20 protein-coding genes are annotated in these 18,313 nt (G+C 71.2%); 6 read left to right on the plus strand and 14 right to left on the minus strand.

The features are described 5' to 3' along the window. Positions 1-209 precede the first annotated feature (209 nt). The 3 genes from nosZ to DJ81_RS18390 all read right to left on the minus strand — a co-directional run bounded on the left by nosZ (position 210) and on the right by DJ81_RS18390 (position 3,527). Positions 210-2,288 carry a TAT-dependent nitrous-oxide reductase gene (gene nosZ, locus DJ81_RS18380; protein WP_094524025.1) on the minus strand — a complete coding sequence of 693 codons (2,079 nt, stop codon included), beginning with the start codon at positions 2,286-2,288 and terminating at the stop codon, positions 210-212. Further along, positions 2,285-2,668 carry a BlaI/MecI/CopY family transcriptional regulator gene (locus tag DJ81_RS18385; protein ID WP_094591031.1) on the minus strand — a complete coding sequence of 128 codons (384 nt, stop codon included), beginning with the start codon at positions 2,666-2,668 and terminating at the stop codon, positions 2,285-2,287. Before DJ81_RS18385 ends, nosZ begins: the two co-directional genes overlap by 4 nt. A 91-nt stretch (positions 2,669-2,759) precedes the next feature. Continuing rightward, positions 2,760-3,527: a helix-turn-helix domain-containing protein gene (locus DJ81_RS18390; protein ID WP_094591033.1), complete on the minus strand. Its 768-nt coding sequence runs from the start codon at positions 3,525-3,527 to the stop codon at positions 2,760-2,762. Positions 3,528-3,688: 161 nt separating this feature from the next. Here DJ81_RS18390 and DJ81_RS18395 point away from each other — a divergent pair, with 161 nt between their 5' ends. Then, positions 3,689-4,486 (plus strand): aldo/keto reductase, encoded by a 798-nt coding sequence (locus DJ81_RS18395; protein WP_094591035.1) that lies wholly within the window; start codon positions 3,689-3,691, stop codon positions 4,484-4,486. A 31-nt stretch (positions 4,487-4,517) separates the two neighbouring features. On the opposite strand, the gene DJ81_RS18400 is transcribed toward DJ81_RS18395, so the two are convergent. Beyond that, complete coding sequence (locus DJ81_RS18400; RefSeq protein WP_094591037.1) at positions 4,518-5,528, minus strand: phosphotransferase family protein; 1,011 nt, start codon at positions 5,526-5,528, stop codon at positions 4,518-4,520. 145 nt (positions 5,529-5,673) lie between these two features. On the opposite strand from DJ81_RS18400, the gene DJ81_RS18405 reads away from it, so the two are divergent. After that, the gene (locus tag DJ81_RS18405) at positions 5,674-7,776 is read left to right on the plus strand and encodes a hypothetical protein (RefSeq protein WP_094591039.1); all 2,103 of its coding nucleotides are present in this window, start codon (positions 5,674-5,676) and stop codon (positions 7,774-7,776) included. Positions 7,777-7,844: 68 nt separating this feature from the next. After that, positions 7,845-7,988 (plus strand): hypothetical protein, encoded by a 144-nt coding sequence (locus tag DJ81_RS19410; protein WP_170938366.1) that lies wholly within the window; start codon positions 7,845-7,847, stop codon positions 7,986-7,988. Positions 7,989-8,026: 38 nt separating this feature from the next. Here the strand turns inward: DJ81_RS19410 and DJ81_RS18410 are convergent, their stop codons facing one another. Then, the gene (locus DJ81_RS18410) at positions 8,027-8,482 is read right to left on the minus strand and encodes a DUF5799 family protein (RefSeq protein WP_094524019.1); all 456 of its coding nucleotides are present in this window, start codon (positions 8,480-8,482) and stop codon (positions 8,027-8,029) included. Positions 8,483-8,567: 85 nt separating this feature from the next. On the opposite strand from DJ81_RS18410, the gene DJ81_RS18415 reads away from it, so the two are divergent. Next, positions 8,568-8,984, plus strand: a complete 417-nt coding sequence (locus tag DJ81_RS18415) for a halocyanin domain-containing protein (protein ID WP_094591041.1) — start codon at positions 8,568-8,570, stop codon at positions 8,982-8,984. 21 nt (positions 8,985-9,005) lie between these two features. Here the strand turns inward: DJ81_RS18415 and DJ81_RS18420 are convergent, their stop codons facing one another. Both DJ81_RS18420 and DJ81_RS18425 read right to left on the minus strand, forming a co-directional pair. Continuing rightward, on the minus strand, positions 9,006-10,190 hold the full coding sequence (locus tag DJ81_RS18420) for an enolase C-terminal domain-like protein (RefSeq protein ID WP_094591044.1): 1,185 nt from the start codon (positions 10,188-10,190) through the stop codon (positions 9,006-9,008). Positions 10,191-10,193: 3 nt separating this feature from the next. Continuing rightward, positions 10,194-11,123 (minus strand): 1,4-dihydroxy-2-naphthoate polyprenyltransferase, encoded by a 930-nt coding sequence (locus DJ81_RS18425; RefSeq protein ID WP_094557652.1) that lies wholly within the window; start codon positions 11,121-11,123, stop codon positions 10,194-10,196. 106 nt (positions 11,124-11,229) lie between these two features. Here DJ81_RS18425 and DJ81_RS18430 point away from each other — a divergent pair, with 106 nt between their 5' ends. Together DJ81_RS18430 and DJ81_RS18435 are read left to right on the plus strand one after the other, a co-directional pair. Further along, positions 11,230-11,772 carry a carboxymuconolactone decarboxylase family protein gene (locus DJ81_RS18430; RefSeq protein WP_094591046.1) on the plus strand — a complete coding sequence of 181 codons (543 nt, stop codon included), beginning with the start codon at positions 11,230-11,232 and terminating at the stop codon, positions 11,770-11,772. A 73-nt stretch (positions 11,773-11,845) separates the two neighbouring features. After that, positions 11,846-12,169 carry a hypothetical protein gene (locus DJ81_RS18435; RefSeq protein WP_094591048.1) on the plus strand — a complete coding sequence of 108 codons (324 nt, stop codon included), beginning with the start codon at positions 11,846-11,848 and terminating at the stop codon, positions 12,167-12,169. 523 nt (positions 12,170-12,692) lie between these two features. On the opposite strand, the gene DJ81_RS18440 is transcribed toward DJ81_RS18435, so the two are convergent. The 7 genes from DJ81_RS18440 to ribH all read right to left on the minus strand — a co-directional run bounded on the left by DJ81_RS18440 (position 12,693) and on the right by ribH (position 18,124). Then, positions 12,693-13,199 carry a DUF5797 family protein gene (locus DJ81_RS18440; RefSeq protein WP_094524013.1) on the minus strand — a complete coding sequence of 169 codons (507 nt, stop codon included), beginning with the start codon at positions 13,197-13,199 and terminating at the stop codon, positions 12,693-12,695. A gap of 104 nt (positions 13,200-13,303) precedes the next feature. Beyond that, complete coding sequence (locus tag DJ81_RS18445; protein WP_249269165.1) at positions 13,304-14,050, minus strand: hypothetical protein; 747 nt, start codon at positions 14,048-14,050, stop codon at positions 13,304-13,306. A gap of 90 nt (positions 14,051-14,140) precedes the next feature. Then, positions 14,141-15,448 (minus strand): Asp-tRNA(Asn)/Glu-tRNA(Gln) amidotransferase subunit GatA, encoded by a 1,308-nt coding sequence (gene gatA, locus DJ81_RS18450; protein WP_094591051.1) that lies wholly within the window; start codon positions 15,446-15,448, stop codon positions 14,141-14,143. Next, positions 15,449-15,751: an Asp-tRNA(Asn)/Glu-tRNA(Gln) amidotransferase subunit GatC gene (gatC, locus tag DJ81_RS18455; RefSeq protein ID WP_094591053.1), complete on the minus strand. Its 303-nt coding sequence runs from the start codon at positions 15,749-15,751 to the stop codon at positions 15,449-15,451. Positions 15,752-15,836: 85 nt separating this feature from the next. Beyond that, a complete protein-coding gene (locus DJ81_RS18460; RefSeq protein WP_094526619.1) occupies positions 15,837-16,349 on the minus strand; it encodes a universal stress protein in 513 nt (170 codons plus the stop codon). A gap of 181 nt (positions 16,350-16,530) precedes the next feature. After that, the gene (locus DJ81_RS18465; protein ID WP_094524009.1) at positions 16,531-17,685 is read right to left on the minus strand and encodes a pyridoxal phosphate-dependent aminotransferase; all 1,155 of its coding nucleotides are present in this window, start codon (positions 17,683-17,685) and stop codon (positions 16,531-16,533) included. Between the two features lie 34 nt (positions 17,686-17,719). Next, the gene (gene ribH, locus DJ81_RS18470) at positions 17,720-18,124 is read right to left on the minus strand and encodes a 6,7-dimethyl-8-ribityllumazine synthase (protein ID WP_094524008.1); all 405 of its coding nucleotides are present in this window, start codon (positions 18,122-18,124) and stop codon (positions 17,720-17,722) included. Between the last annotated feature and the right edge of the window lie 189 nt (positions 18,125-18,313).

Here is an 18,313-nt window from a genome sequence, read left to right on the forward strand (position 1 = left end):
CGCGGGTAGGCGTACAGCTCCACGAGGAGCCCGTCCGGGTACTGGGGCGCCTCGAAGGCGATCTCCCAGACGGGCACCGCGAGCGCGGCGACGAACAGGACCGCCGCCGTCAGCGGCAGCGCCCGTCTGAGTTCGGTCAGTCGGTCGAGTGCGGGTGTCATAGGGTGGGGGGTGGTGGGTCGGGGTGTGGTCGAGTGGCTGTTCGGTCCCTACGCGGACGGCTCGACGAGGATCCGCGAGCGCATCTCCAGGTGGAGCGCGCTACAGAAGTACGCGCAGTACGCCCAGAACACGCCCGGCTGGTCGGCGGTGAACGTCACCTCGCGGGTGTCCTGCGGCGCCAGCGCGAGGTTGATGTCGTACTCCGGGATCGCGATCGAGTGGATCACGTCGCTCGTGGTCTCGATGTTCGAGATCTTGAGGCGGACCTCGTCGCCCTCCCGGAGCGTGACCTCCGGGAACGCGTACTCGTTGCGGCGCGCCCACATCTCTATCTCGACGGTGCTGTCGTCGACCCGCTCGAAGGACTCCTCGCCCTCGGCGACGTACTCCAGCTCGTAGTCGTCCGGGTCCCACGTCTTCGCGGGGTCGATCTTGTCCTTGTGGACGATGCTGGCGTCGTGCGGCTCGGGGTACGACGGCTTGTCCTTCACCAGCTGCATCCCGGCGTCGTCGTCGCCGATGTGGAACAGCTGGTCGTTCTCCGGGTGGATCGGCCCCACCGGCAGGAACCGGTCCTTCGAGAGCTTGTTCAGCGAGACGAGGTAGTCGCCCTGCGGCGACGCCGTGTACGACTCCGCGGCGATGAGGTGGCCGGGGTTGTAGTGGACGTCGTGGCGGTCGACGACCGGCTCCTCGGAGCCGGCCTCGGCCTCGACGGCGGCCTCGTAGTCCCACTTGACCACCTCGCTGTCGATGAACGTCGTCGTGTACGCGTGGCCCCGCCCGTCGTAGGCGGTGTGGAGCGGCCCCATCCCGATACGGGGCTGGCCCACGATGGCGTCCTGCGGGTCGTCGACCTCGGCGATGGCCTCGATGTCGATGACGGTACAGCTCGGGTCGAGCTTTCCGGAGGCGATGGCGTACTTCCCGTTCGGCGTCACGCTGACCCCGTGCGGGCTCTTCGGCGTCGCGACGTAGCGGACGATCGGGCGGTCGCCCTCGTTCAGCGGGCTGTCCTTCGTCCCGTCGACGACGGGCACGCCGCTGATCTCCTCGTACTGGCCGCTCTCGACGGCGTCCCAGATCGCGGGGATGTCGAACGCCTTCACGTAGTCGCGGTCGGAGCGGGCCATCTCGCCCTCGGTGGTCCCCTCCTCGCTGTTGTAGCCGGTGGCGAAGAACCAGCGGCCCTCCTTGCCGCCGTCCCCGTTGTCCATGTTGCCGTCGACCTCGACCTGCCACTCGACGTCCATCGTCTCGGGGTCGATGGCGGTGATGACGGAGCCGTACTCGTCCGGGCTCTGCACGTCCCGGCCGTCGTTCGGCATGGGGACGCGGAACTCGCCGACGCCGAAGACGAGCTGCGTGTCCGGCAGCTGCATACAGGCGCCGTGGACGCCCTGGCAGTTCGGGACGTTCGTGATCGCGTCCGTCTCGAAGTACTCCAGGTCGACCCGGGCCATCCGCCCGTTGGCCTTGTCGTTGACGAACAGCCAGCGGCCGTCGTAGTCGTTGTCGGTCTGCGAGACGCGCGGGTGGTGGGTGTCCCCCCACACGTGGCCGTCGCCCTCCTCCTCAAGCATCCGGCTCGACTTCGCGTCGTGACCGTAGCCGCGCGCGCTCTCCGTCTGGAACACCGGGATCCGCATCAGCTCGCGCATCGACGGGAGGCCGACGACGCGGATCTCGCCCGTGTGGCCGCCGGAGAGGAAGCCGTAGTACTCGTCGTGCTCGCCGGGCGCGACGGAGTGCTCGCCGCTCCCGGCCGCGCCGCCGGAGTCGTCGTCCTCGTCCGCGAGGATACTCGTACAGCCCGCGAGGCCGCTCATGGCCCCGACGGCGGCGCCGGCCTTCATGAAGTCGCGCCGCCCGAGCTCCAAGCGCGGCAGGTCGAGGCTCGGCCGCTTCGCCGCGGTCGCGTCCGTCCCCTCCGCGGTCGAGGCGATGTCGCGCTCGTGGTCGGTGAGCAGGTGCTCGATCGTCCGCCCGTCGACGATCTCGGGCTCGCCGTCGGCCGCGTCCGGTCCGTCCGCCGGTCCCGTCTCGCCCGCGTCCGCGGGCGTCTCGTCGCGCTGTTCGTCGGCTCGTGCCGTCGGCTCGTCGCTGGCGTTGGGTTGGGAAGTCATTGTCTGGTGGTGGCGTCGGCGCTGCCGTCCGCTCCGCCGTCGCCGTCGGAGTCCGTTCGGACCGCGATCCGCTCGACCGCCCGATCGCCGAGGACCGCCCGCAGCTCGGCTTCGATCTGCGGGACGAGCCGGTCGCGGGCGGCCTCGGCGTCGAAGCGGTAGCGGTGTCGCGCCGTCCCCCGGCGCCGCTCCGCGCCGCGGTCGACGAGCCCCTTCTCGACGAGCCGGTCGACGGTCCGCTTCACCGTCGTGTACGCGACGTCGTCGCCGCGGTCCGCGACCGCGTCGTGCAGGTCGCGAGCGGCGAGGGGTTCGTCGGCGCGCCGCAGGACTGCGAGGAGCTCGCGTTCCCGCGGTCCGAGCTGTGTCCACTGGGTCATGGGTGGTCGGAGCCGAACCGGTCGGTTCGACTCCGCTACTGATCAGTACGCTCTAACCCCGGGGATAGCTGTCGGCGAACAGTTCGGAGGTTTAAGTACCGTCGCCGGTCCCGAACGTCTGCGAAAAGAGCGCCGCCGTCACGGTGCGGAGGTGTTCCGACACCGTGGACTTCGCGAGGTCGAACTCCGCCGCGACGTCGACGGCGGAGGCGCCGCCGGTCTCGAAGTACCCCTTCTCGGCGGCGACCGTCGCGATCTCGGCCTGCCTGTCGGTCACGCCCGCGAGGTCGACGGGGACCACGTCGGGGCAACACTCGTCCCCGTCGCCGCGAGCGCGGTCGACGCAGAGCCGACGGAGCTCGACGTCGAGGCCGACCGCCTCGCACTCGTCGACGATCGCCCGCAGTTCCTCGTGGCCGCTCAGGACGAACGAGACCCGGATCTCGCCGTCGACCATTTCGGTCCGGCGCGGCGACACCGGGAAGTTCGCGAACGCCGCCGGGAGCCCGCCGCAGGAACAGCCCGCACAGATCCCGCCGTCGGGATCGGTCGGCGAGGGGTCGAGCGAGGAGGGCTCCGAGCGCGGGGGCTCCTCGGAGTTCGGCGCCCCGAGATGGACCCCGCCGTCGGTGGCCGGACGCTCGCACTCGATCTCGTACCGACCGTGCGCTCGGCCGCCGAACTCGACGAGGTCGAGCCCGGTCGGCGGGTCGTCGGGCGGATCGGCGGCGACGAACTCGACGCGGTCGTCGGTCGAGTCGACCCGTACCTCCTCGACCGGCGTGCTGGCCGAGAGGGCCGCGACGGGACAGCCGTCACAGGAGGAGAGGGCGAGTTCGGCGTGAATCCCGGTGCTCATGTGCGAAGCTAGGCGCTCCGGGACTCATATAACGCCGAGCGGTTTCCAGCGCGGTGAAAAGACCGCTCCGGCCCCGCGACCGATCGCGGGAAGCCAGCCGGAAGCCCACGATCCGTTCCGGTGAGCGCGCGCTTATAAATCCGGGGTCGGAATCGGGCGACATGCCGCCACTGGAACTCCCGCTCGGCCTCGGCACGTCGGGGCTCGACGACCCCGCGGAGTGCACCGCCACCGTGACCGCCGCCCTGGAGGCGGGGTACCGCCACGTCGACACCGCCCAGATGTACGACAACGAGGCCGCGGTCGGCGAGGGGATAGCCGCCGCCGACGTCGAGCGCGACGAGGTCGTCGTCGCCACGAAGGTCCACCCCGAGAACCTCGCGCCCGAGGACGTCCGCGAGACGGCCCGCGAGAGCCTCGACCGCCTCGGGCTCGACCGCGTCGACCTGCTGTACGTCCACTGGCCGATCCGCGCGTACGACGCCGCCGCGACGCTGCCGGTCTTCGACGAGCTTCGCGACGCGGGGCTCACCGATCACGTCGGCGTCTCGAACTTCACCCCCGAACTGCTCCGCGAGGCCCGCGAGATCCTCGACGCGCCGATCGCCGCCCACCAAGTCGAGTGTCACCCGCGGTTTCAGCAGGCCGAACTGCGCGGGCTCGCCGCCGAGTTCGACCACCGGCTCGTCGGCTACTCGCCGCTGGCCCGCGGCGACCTGTTCGACGACGAGGAGTTCCTCGCGATCGCCGACCGGGCCGATCGCTCGCCGGCCGTCCTCGCGCTCGCGTGGGCGCTCGCTCGCGATGTCACGCCGATCCCGAAGGCGACGGGCGACCACGTCGCCGAGAACCTCGACGCCGTCGACGCCGAGATCGATCCGTCCGTCCTCGACGCCGTCGACGGGCTGGAGCCGGGCGACCGACGGATCGACCCCGACGACGCGGCGTGGAACCGCTGAGGGGCGGCAGATCGCCCCCGAACGACGGCCCTCACACCGCCTCCAACCGCGCCTCCATCTCCGCCTCCGCCCGGTCGACGAGGTCGGCCATCGGCTCGTCGACGTACGTCGTCCACTGGTCGACGAACCCCGAGCGGCCGAGCATCCGGACGACCTCGTAAATAGGCCTCCGGGCCGCGAATCCCGCCGGGAGCCCGCCGGCGCACTCGGCGTACCCGGCGCGGAGCGCCGCCGCGTACCGCTCGGGCCCCCGCTCGTCGAACCCGTTGAGGAGCTGGTCCTCCGCCCTGACGAGGTCGCGGGCGGGATCGCCGACGTGGGCGAGCTCCCAGTCGATCGGAGCGATCCCGTCGCCTGCCTCGGCCTCGCGGTCGCGTCCGGTCCCGGCGCCGACGACGAACAGGTTCGGCATCGCGACGTCGCCGTGGAGGAGCGCCGCGGGGGCGTCGCGGAGGCGGTCGCGGTTCGCCTCGACGCAGTCGACGACGGCGTCGTAGTGGTGGCCGAGCCGCTCCGACGTGCCGATCTCGCGGGTTCGCTCGATCGTTTTTAAAAGCACGTCCGGCCACGGCGCGGGATCGAGCGCGAGTCCGCCCCGCCCGTCGCTCCCGACGATCTCGCCGTGCGTCTCGAACCGCTCGGTGTGGAGGGTCGCGAGCGTCGCGCCGACGCGCCGGAGCAACGCCGCGCGGTCGGCCTCACCGCCCTCTCGTTCCCCGAGCTCGTCCCACAGGTCGAGGAGCTCGCGTCCGGGAGCGGGCGCGGTGACGAGGTACGGCACCGTCGCGTCCGGGTCACCGGCGAGGACGTCCGGGACCGCGATCGGCCGCTCGGCGGCCAGGTAACGCAGGACTGCCAGCTCGCGGGCGATCCGGGTGCCGTCGCCGTCGACCGCGACCTTGCAGAACGCCCGACCGCCGTCCGCGAAGGCGACCCCGACCGTCTCGTTGGCCCCGTTCCACGAGGGGCCGACGCCGGTCAGGCGCTCGACCGACCGCTCCGGGAACGCATCGGCGAGAGCGGCCGCCGCGGCGTCGTTCATGGCGATGCGTCGCGGCCGGGCGGTGTTAAAATTGCTGTCACTCCTGTTAACACGAGGCGGTGAAATGCCTTTGTTGCGGCCGAGAGATGCCGAATTCAGAGAAGCACCGATAACCTGATAACTGTTGTCGGTTTATCAATTGGTAGTGAGAGACGACGCGATCGGAGAACGAGTACGCCTCGAGACGCGGGGTGAGACGCTCTGCGTTCGCGACGCGTTGGAGGGTGAGGAGCTCCGGCTCGTGTCGGACACCGAACCCGATCCGGAGCCCGCGCTCACGGAGCTGTTCCCGTTTCCGGTCGACAGAGCGGTCAGCTTCGAGGCGGAGTCAATCTCGGTTCCCGACTACTCGGCGGTGACCGTGCGCAGGGCGGACGGCGAGTTCGTCGCGCGGCTCGACGACCCGATGGAGCTCCGACGAGGGTCGTACTGCTTCGACGTCAGCGGGGTGACCAAGGCGCTGATCCGCGCGACCGACGTGGCGGTCTCGACGACCGGCATGGCCGACTCCGGACCGGTCGACCTCGAGTTCGACCGATCGGTCACCGTCACGGTCGGCGCGCGGTCGCTTCACACCCGCCCCGAGGCGACGATCACGGTCCCCGACGACCCGGCCGCGCTGGCGGAAGCGGTCTCGGTGCTCGGCTCGTCGATCAAGGAGTTCTCCGCCGAGCGGTCGTGGCCGACGCTCCGCGGCTACCCGCCGCGGATCGAGCGCGGCGACGCGCTCGACATCCCGAGCCCGTTGGTCCCTCCCGACACCGGCGTCGAGGTCGTCGTCCGCCCCGACTACGCGGACGTCTACCGGCTCTCGACGCTGTCGTACTACCTCGGGGCGCGGATGGTGACCGGAAACGCGCCCGCGATCCGGCTCGCAAACGGCTACATCGAATCGCTGCCGACCGAGGGGGTCGCGCTCGAAGAGCGGGCCGCGGAGCTGCTTCGGACGTGGTTCTTCCTCGATACGCTCACCCGGACCGAGGGGTACGTCCCGTCCGACCGGTACGAGTACGAGCTGGTCGGCTCGGAGCTCCCCTTCTACCCGCCGAAGCTCGCGGACCTGTCGATGAGCGAGCGGCTGATGGAGTACCTCGAAGTGGATGCGGAGACCGTCGCGCCGTACGCGCCCGACTGGCCGACCGAGGCGGTGCTCCGGCCGAATCCGACCGGCGCCGAACTGCTTCCCCACCTCGCGCACGTGCTGGCGCCGGTTCGGGTGCGCGGCACGGCCGAGCCCGCCGATTCCGGAGCGCCGGACGCGCTCGCGACCTCGCCGTGGCTCGCTCCGGCGGGTGGACTCCCGAGCCCGGACGACGACCCGCTTCCGGCGGGGACGTCGGTGTTGACGCCGGCGAGCTACGAGAACCGGCTCCGTCGGGAGACGACCGCCAGCGGTGGGGTCCGGTTCGTCGCGCTGGTCGGCTCTGCTGAGCGCGCGACGAGGACCCGTCGCGCGCTTTCGGAGCCGGCGGTCCCCGATGGCGTCGGGGAGTGGGAAGTGCTCGACGAACCCGACGCGGAGGCGGTCGGGACCGTGCTCTCGGACCCCGACGTCGACGTCGCGTACTGCGCGCTCCCGGTCGCGGACGGCGCGGTCGCCGCGGCCGACGACACGGTCGCGGTCGCCGATCTCGGCGACGCGCCGACGCTGACGGTCTTCGAGGGGACCGACGGCGTCGACGGCGGACTCGCCGCCGTCGAGAACGGGGGGCTCGGTTCCGTCGCCGTCGCGGGACCGCCGTCTTCCACGGCCCTCAGGTCGGTCGTGGCCCTGTTAGCGGCGGGGACGTCGATGACCGCGAGCGTTTCGCTGTCCGGTCTCGCAGACGAGACTCGGATCCGCTGCGTCGGCGATCCCGGCGTCCCGGTGGCGTCCAACAGCGTGTCGGCGATGCAAGTGAACACGGTGCGGTCGGAGTCGCCGACTTCGCATCGGTTTGAACGCGGATCGGTGCTCTCTCTCCAGGATCGGATCGGAATCGAGCAAACGCAGCTGTTCGAGGGGTTCGACGAGCTGAGCGAGCTGGTCGGAACGACGCGGACCAACGGTCCCGCTGTCGACTCCTCACAGCTCCTCGCGATGCTCGAACAGGACGATTCGATCGTTCGTTTCAACGATCGCCTCCTGCTTCCGAGCGACGACCTCTCCGAGGCGGACGTCGAGCGAATGGCTCGCCGAGCCCTCGCGGAGGACGCGTCCGAGGGAGCGACATCGGGCAGTCTGGCTGAGGAACGTCGGCCGGACTGACGGCCGGCGGTCTCAGCACGTCCGAACTCACCGAGGATTTTTATTACGTAGCCGACGAATCGCCGCGTATGCCCCAGATCCACCTGGACGAGGAGACGGTCGAGCGCCTCGACGCGCTCCGGGTCGACGACGAGGAGTACGACGAGATTGTCAGGGAATTGATCAACATCTACGAGGCCGAGGGGCTGACGCTGTTCCGCAGCGGCGACTAGAGTAACGACCGAGGGCCTCGTCGGTCGCGGCCGTCCGGTTACTCCTGATACGCGAGCCTGACCTGTTCCCACTTCCCGTTGTCTTCCAGGTGCGCTTGCAGCTCGTCGGCGTACTCCTGGACGAGCTGTTCGGCGGCGGCGAGCTCCTCGTCGCTACCGCCGCCGCCTCCCGAGCCGCCGAGGCCGAGCGCGCCCTTGATCGAGTCGACGAGGCCGCCGCCGGAGCCGCCGCCGTCCCCCCGGTCCGGCGCTCCGCCCATCGCGGCGACCTGCGACCGGACGTTCTCGAGTTCCGGCATGATCGCCGGGAGGCTGGAGGTGTCGGCGACGATGCGGGCCTCCTCGGGGTCGGCGGCATCCTCGATCTCGAGCTCCGTCGCCGTCATGATCAGGCCCCACTCCTGGCTGGAGAACCGCGAGGCCGACACTCGGTCCGTGAACTGGTTGTCGACGGTCATGCGGTCGCCGACGATCGCGTCTGTCCACTCGCTCATACTCGACCCTTCGGCTGCGGCCGTACAAGCCCCTTTCCCTCGTCGCTCTCGGGACGTTTTATACCGTTCGGCCCTTCGAACCGCCATGAACACGCGAACGCGACGAGAGCTGCTCGCGGGCGTCGGCGCCGCCGCTGCCGCCGGACTCGCGGGGTGTACCGGGGCGTTACTCCCGGGAGGCGACGGCGGGGACGACGACGCGGCCCCGGTCGATCGGACCGGCGAGGAGAGCGTCGCGGTCGCGGTGGGGGCGGACGGCGGCTTCTCGTTCGCGCCCGCGGCGGTCCGGGTCGACGCCGGCACGACGGTCGTCTGGGAGTGGACCGGCGTCGGCGGCAGTCACAACGTCGTCGACAGGGGCGGCGCCTTCGACTCCGGGCTCGCCGCGGCCGAGGGCCACACCTTCGAGCGCGAGTTCGCGACGCCGGGCACGTACGAGTACGTCTGTACGCCCCACCAGACGCGGGACATGGAGGGAATCATCGAAGTCGTCGAGCGGTAGTCGCTACCGGGAGGCCGCATCTCAGCGAAGCCCGTCGAAGGCGTCGCCGGCGAGACCGGGGGCGTCCGGAACCGCCACCTCGCCGTCGGCGGCCGGGCAGGGGTCCGGCGCGAGGTCCTCGTCGAGCAGCGAGGCCGTGGCGAGCCCGCAGGGGGCGACCTCGGGGACCGCGGCCGCGACGTGGACCGCGGCGGTCCGCGCGACGACCGCGTCGATCGTGGTGGTGATCACGGGCTCGACACCCGCGGCCCGGGCGGTCGCCGCCGCCGCCAGCGCGCGGTCCGGCCCGCCGAGCGCCATCGGCTTCAGGACGACTACATCGGCCGCGCCGGCGTCCAGGACGGCGTCGAGGTCGCGACGAGCCAGCGACTCGTCGAGCGCGATCGGGACCGGAGCGTCGGCGTCGTCGCCGGCGCGGTCGTCTCGGTCTTCTCGGTCTTCTCGGTCGTCTCGGGCCTCTCTGTCCTCTCGACCCTCTCGACCGCTCCTGAGGGCCGCCGCGCCGGCGAGGTCCTCGGCGGGGAGCGGCTGCTCGACGTAGGCGAGGTTCAGCGGCGCGAAGCGGTCGAGCGCCTCTCGGGCGGTCGACCGGTCCCACGCGCCGTTCGCGTCGGCCCGGAGCGCGACGTCGTCGCCGAGCGCCTCCCGCACCGCGCGGAGACGTTCGACGTCGGCGTCGAGGGCGCGCGCGCCGACCTTCACCTTCACGCAGTCGAACCCCTCCGCGACGGCTCGGGCGGCCGCCGCGGCGGTCGTCTGGGGGTCGCCGTCGCCGACCGTGGCGTTGACCGGGACCGTCTCGGTCGGCGTCGGCGACCCCNNCGGGACCGTCTCGGTCGGCGTCGGGAGCCCGCGATCGGCCGCGAGCCGCGCGGCCAGCGACCGCCCCTCGCCTCTCGCCGCGGCGTCCGCGAGCGCGAGCGCGAGCCCGTGACGGGCCGCGGGCGTGGCTCCCGGGTCGAGGCGGTCGAGCGCGTCGTCGACGAGGGCACCGCCGTCGTCCGCGACGCCGCGCAGGGCCGACTCGCACGTCGACCGCGACTCGGTCCAGCCCGGGAGCGGGGCGGCCTCGCCGAGTCCCGGGACCGAGATTCCGGCCCGGTCGTCCGGCCCCACGCCGACGAGGAACCCCTCGCGCTCCGTGATGGCGCCGCGGGCGGTGCCGAGCGGGCTCGTCAGGTCGAGCGAGAAGGGGCGGAGCCGCATCGGTCAGAGCGCGAGGCCGACCGCGAACGCGACCGCGTAGGCCGCGAGGAGCTTTCCGGTCGACTCCAGCGCCGGGTTGAGCGCGTCGCCCGAGGTCTCGGTCAGGACGGTTCGCGCGACGGCGGCCGCGAGCGGGAGCGTGACGAGCGGGAGCAGCACCGCGGGGCCGTCCCCGCGGGCGAGGAACCAGAAGGGGGTGAGGTAGGCGAGCGCGAGCAGCCCGACGTACTGGACGCGCGAGAACCGGTAGCCGAACCGGACCGCGAGGGTGCGCTTGCCGGTCGCCGCGTCCTCCTCCAGGTCGCGGACGTTGTTGACGACGAGGATGTTCGTCGAGAGCGCGGCGATCGGGAGGCTGGCGACGACGGCGGCGAGGGTGACCGTACCATGGGGAATCCACAGCGGGAACGCCTCGCCGACGAGCGCGGCGGCCTGCACGTAGTAGGTGCCCGTGACGGCGATCACGCCGAAGAAGACGAAGACGAAGAGGTCGCCGAGGCCGTGGTAGCCGAGGGGGTACGGGCCGCCGGTGTAGGCGATCCCGGCGGCGACGGACGCCAGGCCGATCACGAGGATCGGGACGCCGCCGACGGCGACGAGGTAGGTGCCGACGAGGATCGCGGCCGCGAACGTCAGCCACATCGCCCGCTTCACTTCGGCCGGTTCGATGAGGCCGCTGGCGACGACGCGGGTGAACCCCTCGCGGTCGTCCGTGTCGGCCCCCTGGATGGCGTCGTAGTAGTCGTTCGCGAAGTTGGTGCCGACCTGGATCAGCGCCGCGCCGACGAACGCCGCGAGCGCCGGGAGCGGGGCGAACGCGCCCGTTCGGAGGGCGAGCCCGACGCCGACGATCACGGGCGCCGCCGCCGCGGGCAGCGTCTGCGGCCGCGCGGCGATCACCCACGCCCGCCGCCGCGACACCTCGGTACTCATTGCCAGCGATACGCGCGTGGCGTCCCTTAACCTTGCCATCCCGGATCGATCCGGCGGGGTCGTCCGCGACACCCACAGCTATGCCGGTCGGCGGCGAGGCCCCGGCATGGCCCGCGTTCCATACGTCGACGCGTCGGACGTGCCCGAGGAGTACGAGGAGCTGCTGGAGTCGTCGCTCCAGGGGAAACCGCTCCACGTCTATCGGTCGCTCGGCAACAACCCGGAGGTGCTCGCCGGACTGCGCTCGTTCCTCGGCTCGCTGTGGACCGACAGCGGCCTCTCGGACCGGGACCGCGAGCTCGTCATCCTCGCCGCCGCGAGCGAGACGCGCAACCGCTACGAGTGGCACCAGCACGTCAACATCGCCCGCGGCGTCGGGATCGGCGACGACGTCATCGCCGGGATCGGCACCGACGACCTGACCGCCCTCGACGCCGACGAGACGACGCTGGTCGAGTACGCGGTCGCGGTCGTCCGCCGCGAGGTCGACGCGATCGCCCACGGCGAGGTCGCCGCCGCGTACGACGACGAGACCGTGGTCGGCATCGCCGCGCTCGCGCAGGGGTACGCCGGGCTCGGCGGGATGATCGAGGCGTTCGACCTCGAACTGGAGCCGGGCGACGAGTTCCACGGCTGGGACCCGCGGTAGGCGGCGCCGCGCGGTGCCGAGGTCGGGTCCCGACGACCGACAGATACGACAGGGACCGGCCCCTACCGGTGGTATGAGCGACACGACGGCCGACGGGGAGGCCGGAGCGGAGTCGACCGAGGGCGAGTCCAGCGAGGCCGAAGCGAACGGGGTCGCGGCGCGCTACGAGGAGACCGACGGCGAGCGGCTGCTCACGTTCTCCGCCGACGGCGCCGAGGCGACCGTCGCGCAGAACGTCGACGGCTACGCGATGCTGAAGGTTCGCCCGGGGCCGAACGGCGACGAGCTGGAGCGGTACTACGGGTTCGACATGGCGCTGGACCACGCCGCGGAGCTGCTCGGCGTCGCCGTCAACGACCTGCCGGTCCCCGACGCCGCCGCCGACATGGGGATGTGACGCGGGGGAGTCTCGATAGCGCGTTCAGTAATTGGTTATAAACGGTATGCGGCGGCGCGCTCCGGTGAGCGCCCCACCGGGCGCGAACCGAGCGCGAGGGAGGCGGCGGGCCGGCGCGGCTCCGCCCGCGCCGGGGCGGCCGCCGAGGCTGGGGAGGCGTGAGGTGCGGTCGCTGTGCGGGTGGACTCAAAGGGGCAGCCGCGAGGAGCACGCAGGCGACGCAAGTACCGCAAGGAGCGAACGAAGTGAGTGACTGAGGAACGCAGCGAGCGTGCGTGCTCCTCGCGGCTGGGGCTTCGGAGGTAGTCACCGGCGATCCGAAATCAATCACTTATAAGTGAGCGGCTGGGGCTTCGGAGGTAGTCACCGGCGATCCGAAATCAATCACTTATAAGTGAGCGGCTGGGGCTCCGGAAGCGTTCTCAGCCGAACACGGTTTGGATATTTATAAGCCGGCGACCGAGGCGACCCGATTTATCCCTCCCTCGACAATCTCCGCTCCGGCAGCTACCTTCTAACTCAACTATTCGCTCACTTCGACCGTGATCTCGTCGCGCTCGACGGCGAGCTTGAACGTCGGCACGGTCCGGTAGACGACCTCGACGACGTTCTTCCGTTCGAGCGTCCGGAGCGCACGCCGCACCTCGTCGACGTCGGGGTCGACGTCGAACGCCTCCCGAACCGCGTTGAGCACGCTGACGACCGACTGCGAGCGCTCGTCGGGGTCGGCCATCACCTCGAACACCTGCGCCACCAGCTCCGGGACGCGGATCGTCTCCGGCGCGCCGCCCCTCGCGACCGCGTCCGCCTCGATTCCGGGCTCGACGTCGACGAGGTCGTTCGCCTCGGCCGTCGACCGGATCAGGCTGTCGTCGTCGCGGTAGTAGTACTCCTTGAGGTGGTTCTGCAGGTACTGGTGCACCTCGCTGCCGCTGTCGAGCTCCCACGCGTCCTGCAGCTCGCCGTTCTTCGTCGGCTGGAGCCGGACGATGTCGGCGAGCCGGCTCCGCTCCTCGTCGGTCAGCGCCATACAGTCACCTCCACCGGGGCAGGTATGGACGTTCCGGATCGCAGTCCGGGACGGGGGACGGGGGCAGTCGACTCGATCGGGAGGTCGGCGGCTCGTTCAGGAGGTCAGTCGACTCGCTCAGGAGGTCGGCGGCTCGTCGTCGGACGCGTCCGCGTCCGCGTCGGCGCCCTCGTCGCGGCCTCGTCGGCGTTCCAGCGGTCTTCGGTCCAGTGCGTGCGCGAATCGGTCGCGTCGCCCTCGGCCGTCGCGGCCGGCGACTCGTCGGCGTCGGCGGACCCCGCTGTCGTCTCGGAGTCGTCCGCGCCGGCGTCCTCGTCCGCGCCGGACGATTCGGGTCCCGTCACGCGGTCGGCGACGAGCTCGGAGAGCGGATCGACGGTCACGGTCAGCCGCGCCACGACGAAGACGAGCGGGACGAACGACGCGATCAGGAACGCGGCGTCGTACGCCCACGCGAAGCCGTCGATCAGCGGGACGATCGCGCCGGCGAGCCCGCGGTGCGCGACCAGCACGGCGGCGAGCACGACGAGCCAATAGGCCATCGCGCCGCCGTTCTCGGCGATGCGCTCGACGCGCTCCGCGGCGTCGGTCCGATGGAGGGCGGCGCGCGTCAGCGAGGCGACCTTCGGCGCGGCGTACGCGAGGAGGGCGACGACCGCGACCGTCACCGCGGCGCTGGCGACCGCGGCGAACGTGACCGGCGTCAGCGGAACCAAGCGGCCGACGCCCGGGAGCAGCGTGAACAGGGACAGCACGCCCACCAGCGCGAGCGCCGCGATGGCGATCCGGCTGGCGGATCGAACAGAGTCGCGATTGAACGCGTCCGTCGACGTCGATTCGGTTTCGGTCATGATGCGCTCGGGACGAGGGGTGCGAGGCACATAACCGGCCGAGACGCTCAACGCGGTTTTACGCGAGTTAAGAGTCGCAGTCGGCGGCCGCTATTCGGCGTCTTCGACCGCGCTCGCGGCGCGTATCACCGTCTCCTCGTCGAACTTCGGGCCGACGATCTGGAGGCCGACCGGGAGCCCGTCGGCCTCGCCGGCCGGCACCGAAACCGCCGGGAGGTTCGCGAGGTTGACCGGGGTCGTGTTCGCGTCCGCGAGGTACATCCGCAGCGGGTCGTCGAGGCTCTCGCCGAGTTCGAAGGGGAGCACCGGCATCGTCGGCGACGCGATCACGTCGACGTCGTCGAACGCCGCCTCGAAGTCCTGCCGGACCCACGCGCGTGCGTCCTGCGCCTTCTCGTAGTACTTGTCGTGGTAGCCCGCCGAGAGCGCGTACGTGCCGAGCAGGATCCGGCGTTTGACCTCCGCGCCGAACCCCTCCTCGCGCGTCTCCGCGAACGACTCGTTCCAGTTGCCGTCCGACTCGGCGCGGTTCCCGTACCGCACGCCGTCGAAGCGCGCGAGGTTCGAGGACGCCTCCGCCATCGCGATCACGTAGTACGCCTGCACCGCGTGCTCGACCGACGGCAGCGAGATCTCGGTCGTCTCCGCCCCCCGGGCTTCGAGGTCCGCGATCGCGGCCTCGACCGTCTCGACGACGCGCTCGTCGGCGCCCTCGAACAGCTCCGTCGGGATCCCGACCGTGAGCCCGTCGACGTCGCCGTCGGCGGCCGCGGCGTAGCTCGCGTCCGGGTCGGCGCCCTCGACGTCGGCGAGGTCGCGGGTCGTGCCGTCGTTCGGGTCCGCCCCGGCGATGACGTCGAGCGCGGCGGCCGCCTCTTCGACCGTGCCCGCGATCGGGCCGATCTGTTCGAGGGAGTTCGCGTACGCGACGAGGCCGTACCGCGAGACGAGCCCGTACGTCGGCTTGATCCCGACGACGCCGCAGAACGCCGCCGGACAGCGCACGGACCCGCCGGTGTCGGAGCCGAGCGCGAGGTCGGCCTCGCCCGCGGCGACCGCCGCCGCCGACCCGCCCGAGGACCCGCCGGGGACGCGCTCCGGGTCCGCGGGGTTCCGCGTGGGGCCGAACGCCGACGTCTCCGTCGTCGTCCCCATCCCGAACTCGTCCATGTTCGCCTTCCCGACGACCGTCGCGCCGGCGTCGGTCAGCCGGTCGACGACGGTCGCGGAGTACGGCGGGACGTAGTCGGCGAGCATCTCGGAGCCGCAGGTCGTTCGGACCCCCTCGGTGGAGATGTTGTCCTTGACCGCGACGGTCGCGTCCGCGAGCGGCCCCTCGGCGTCGGCGTCGCCCTCGATCGTCGCCTCGGTGATGAAGGCGTTGTAGTCCGCCGCCATCTACGACACCTTCGGGCCGACGAAGTAGCCGTCCTCGGTCTCTTCGGCGTTCGACAGCGCCTCCTCTTGGGAGAGCCCCGTCTCGACCTCGTCGGGGCGCATCACGTTGACGAGCTCCTCCTCGCGCTCGGTCTCGGGGACCTCGTCGAGGGCCTCGAAGTACTCGAGGATGTCGCCGAACTGGGCGGCGAACGCCTCGACTTCCTCGTCGGCGAGGCGAACCCGGGCCAGCTCCGCGACGTGGCGGACCTCCTCGGCGTCGACGGCGGCCGCGTCATCCGTCGACTCGGACGTATCGCTCATACGTCGAGGTGTCCCGGACCGGGAGTAAGGGTTTCGGAACGTCGCATCGGCGACGTTCGACTCGGCGAAGCCGGGACCCGCGCGGTCACTCGCCCTCGTCGGCCCGGACGGTCACCACCGGCTGGTCCGCCATCCGTACCACCTTCTCCGCGACGCTGCCGAGCAGGTAGCGCTCGACGCCGGTCCGACCGTGGGTCCCCATCACCACGAGGTCGACGTCGTTCTCGTCGGCGTACCGCAGGATCGCCGAGTGGGGAGTCCCCATCTCGACGGCGGTCCGCAGGTCGATCCCGTCGAGGGAGTCGGACGGGCCCTCCATGAGCTCTTTCGCGTGGGCCGCGAGCTCGTCTTCGATCTCGTCGGTATCGGCTTCGCCCTCGTGTCTGCCGATGTACCCCTCGTCCGGCGAGCGACCGCTCATCGCCTGGCTCTCCTCCTCTTGGAACGCCCCGCTCAGGCCCAGCCCGCCCTCGCGGGTGTCGACGACGTGCAACACGTGCACGGTCGCGTCGAACGCAGACGCGATCTCTCGGACGTGCGCTGCCGCCGCCTCCGAACCGGCGCTCCCGTCAGTCGGGTACAGTATGTTGTCGTACATCTTACCACCGAGTTGAAACTTCGGGGAGCAGTGGTAAAAACGCACCGCAGATTCGCGCTATCGGCCGATCCGCTCTCACGACCGGAGCGCGACCGTCGATCGGTCGCCAAATCGGCCGACGGTCGCCCGCGTTTACGGAAAATTCGAGGCGAAAGCCTCGCGCTTTAGCGCGGGGAGGATGTCAAAGCAGGTCGTTCGAGACGAGCCGATCGACCGCCTCGCGCAGGCGCTCCTCGCTGGCGGCGTAAGAGATCCGCGCGTGTCCGGGGGCGTTGAACGCGCTGCCCGGCACGCACGCGACCGACGCCTCCTCGATGGCGGCCTCGCACCACGCCTGGTCGTCGTCGTCGACGGGGAGCATCATGTAGAAGGCGCCGTCGCCGACGTCCACGTCGACCCCGTGCTCGTCGAACAGGTCGACGAGGAGGTCGCGGCGGTCGGCGAACGCCCGCCGCATCTCCTCGACGGACTCGTCGGCGTTCTCCAGCGCCTCGACGCCGGCACGCTGGACGAAGTTCGTCGCGCAGGAGACGGAGTGGGAGTGGAGCTTGCCGGCCTGCCCGACGAACTCCTCGGTCGCGTGGAGGTAGCCCAGCCGCCAGCCGGTCATCGAGAACGCCTTCGAGAAGCCGTTGATCGTTATCGTGCGGTCGGCCATCCCGTCGAGGCTCGCCAGCGAGACGTGCTCGGCGTCGTAGATGATGCGCTCGTAGATCTCGTCGGAGATCACGGCGATGTCGTGTTCGACGGCCAGGTCCCGGACGCCCTCCAGGGCGGCCTCGGAGAAGACCGCGCCCGTGGGGTTAGACGGGGAGTTGACGACGAGCAGCTCGGTGTCGTCGGAGACCGCCTCGGCGAGGTCGTCGAGCGCGGGTTCGAGCTGGAAGCCGTGGGAAGCGAGGTCGACGCGGGAGAGGTCGCCGCCGGCGAGCTTCGCCATCGCCTCGTAGGAGACCCACGCGGGGTCCAGCAGGACGACCTCGTCGCCGTCGTCGATCAGGGTCTGGAACGTCTCGTACAGCGCCTGCTTGCCGCCGGGGGTGACGATCACCTCGTCGGCGTCGGCGTCGATGCCGGTGCCGCGGAGCTTCGCCGCGATCGCCTCCCGGAGCTCCGGGATCCCGTTCGAGGAGGTGTAGCCCGTGTGGCCGGCGTCGAGGGCGTCCTTGCCGGCCTCGACGACGTTCGCGGGGGTGTCGAAGTCGGGCTCGCCGACCGAGAGGTCGACGATGTCGGCCCCTTCGGCCTCCTTTTCAGCCGCCAGGTTCGATATCGCCAGCGTCGCGCTGGGCTCTACGCGTCCGATCCGGTCCGAGAAGTCGTATGCTTCGCTCATTGTCGTGTGTTCCGTCGGGGGTCGTCTCCGGCGCTCATTCGAGCTCCGTCGCGAGGTCGATCGCGGCCTCGGCCGCCTCCGCGCCCTTATCGATGCGCTCGCGCGCCTCCGCGCCGGACATCCCCGGGCCGCTCACGCCGAACGTGACGGGGGTGTCGCGGTCGAGGCTCACTCGCGTGAGCTGCTCGGCGGTCGCGCTCGCGATGACGTGGTCGTGGTCGGTGTCGCCGGTGACGATGGCGCCGATAACCGCCACGGCGTCGACGTCGTCCCGGCGCGCGAGCCGGTCGGCGGCCAGCGGGCTGTCGTACGCGCCCGGCACGCTCAGTTCGTCGACGACGACGGCGTCGCGGTCGGCGGCCGCCTCGCGGGCGGCCTCGGCCATCGGCTCCGTGACGGAGTCGTTGAACCGCGCCACCACCAGTCCCAGCGAGACCATACGCCCGCTCACACCGGCGGCGGCAAAGGTCTACCGTTCCGGAGCAGGGTTGCCGGTCAAACGGGTTCGGGAACAGGGGCGGCGTGGACGTGGTTCGGTTATAAATGAACTACGCGGGTGGCGCGCGCCTCCGAGCGGCCGGTCGGCCGCTCGGAGCGAAGCGGAGAGTGGCCGACGAGGCTGGGGAGG

It is taken from the genome of Halorubrum sp. Hd13, from assembly GCF_002252755.1.
In the GTDB taxonomy this organism is placed as follows: Archaea; Halobacteriota; Halobacteria; order Halobacteriales; family Haloferacaceae; genus Halorubrum.

Coding starts and splice junctions, on each gene's coding strand:
- DJ81_RS18385 (WP_094591031.1), bottom strand. CDS start 2,668: ATGACCCAGTGGACACAGCTCGGACCGCGGGAACGCGAGCTCCTCGCA.
- DJ81_RS18410 (WP_094524019.1), bottom strand. CDS start 8,482: ATGAGCGAGTGGACAGACGCGATCGTCGGCGACCGCATGACCGTCGAC.
- ribH (WP_094524008.1), bottom strand. CDS start 18,124: ATGGTCTCGCTGGGACTGGTGGTGGCGCGGTTCAACGACTCCGTCACG.
- DJ81_RS18395 (WP_094591035.1), top strand. CDS start 3,689: ATGCCGCCACTGGAACTCCCGCTCGGCCTCGGCACGTCGGGGCTCGAC.
- DJ81_RS18400 (WP_094591037.1), bottom strand. CDS start 5,528: ATGAACGACGCCGCGGCGGCCGCTCTCGCCGATGCGTTCCCGGAGCGG.
- gatA (WP_094591051.1), bottom strand. CDS start 15,448: ATGGCGGCGGACTACAACGCCTTCATCACCGAGGCGACGATCGAGGGC.
- DJ81_RS18430 (WP_094591046.1), top strand. CDS start 11,230: ATGGCCCGCGTTCCATACGTCGACGCGTCGGACGTGCCCGAGGAGTAC.
- DJ81_RS18440 (WP_094524013.1), bottom strand. CDS start 13,199: ATGGCGCTGACCGACGAGGAGCGGAGCCGGCTCGCCGACATCGTCCGG.
- DJ81_RS18465 (WP_094524009.1), bottom strand. CDS start 17,685: ATGAGCGAAGCATACGACTTCTCGGACCGGATCGGACGCGTAGAGCCC.
- DJ81_RS18415 (WP_094591041.1), top strand. CDS start 8,568: ATGAACACGCGAACGCGACGAGAGCTGCTCGCGGGCGTCGGCGCCGCC.
- DJ81_RS18435 (WP_094591048.1), top strand. CDS start 11,846: ATGAGCGACACGACGGCCGACGGGGAGGCCGGAGCGGAGTCGACCGAG.
- gatC (WP_094591053.1), bottom strand. CDS start 15,751: ATGAGCGATACGTCCGAGTCGACGGATGACGCGGCCGCCGTCGACGCC.
- DJ81_RS18460 (WP_094526619.1), bottom strand. CDS start 16,349: ATGTACGACAACATACTGTACCCGACTGACGGGAGCGCCGGTTCGGAG.
- nosZ (WP_094524025.1), bottom strand. CDS start 2,288: ATGACTTCCCAACCCAACGCCAGCGACGAGCCGACGGCACGAGCCGAC.
- DJ81_RS18445 (WP_249269165.1), bottom strand. CDS start 14,050: ATGACCGAAACCGAATCGACGTCGACGGACGCGTTCAATCGCGACTCT.
- DJ81_RS18390 (WP_094591033.1), bottom strand. CDS start 3,527: ATGAGCACCGGGATTCACGCCGAACTCGCCCTCTCCTCCTGTGACGGC.
- DJ81_RS19410 (WP_170938366.1), top strand. CDS start 7,845: ATGCCCCAGATCCACCTGGACGAGGAGACGGTCGAGCGCCTCGACGCG.
- DJ81_RS18425 (WP_094557652.1), bottom strand. CDS start 11,123: ATGAGTACCGAGGTGTCGCGGCGGCGGGCGTGGGTGATCGCCGCGCGG.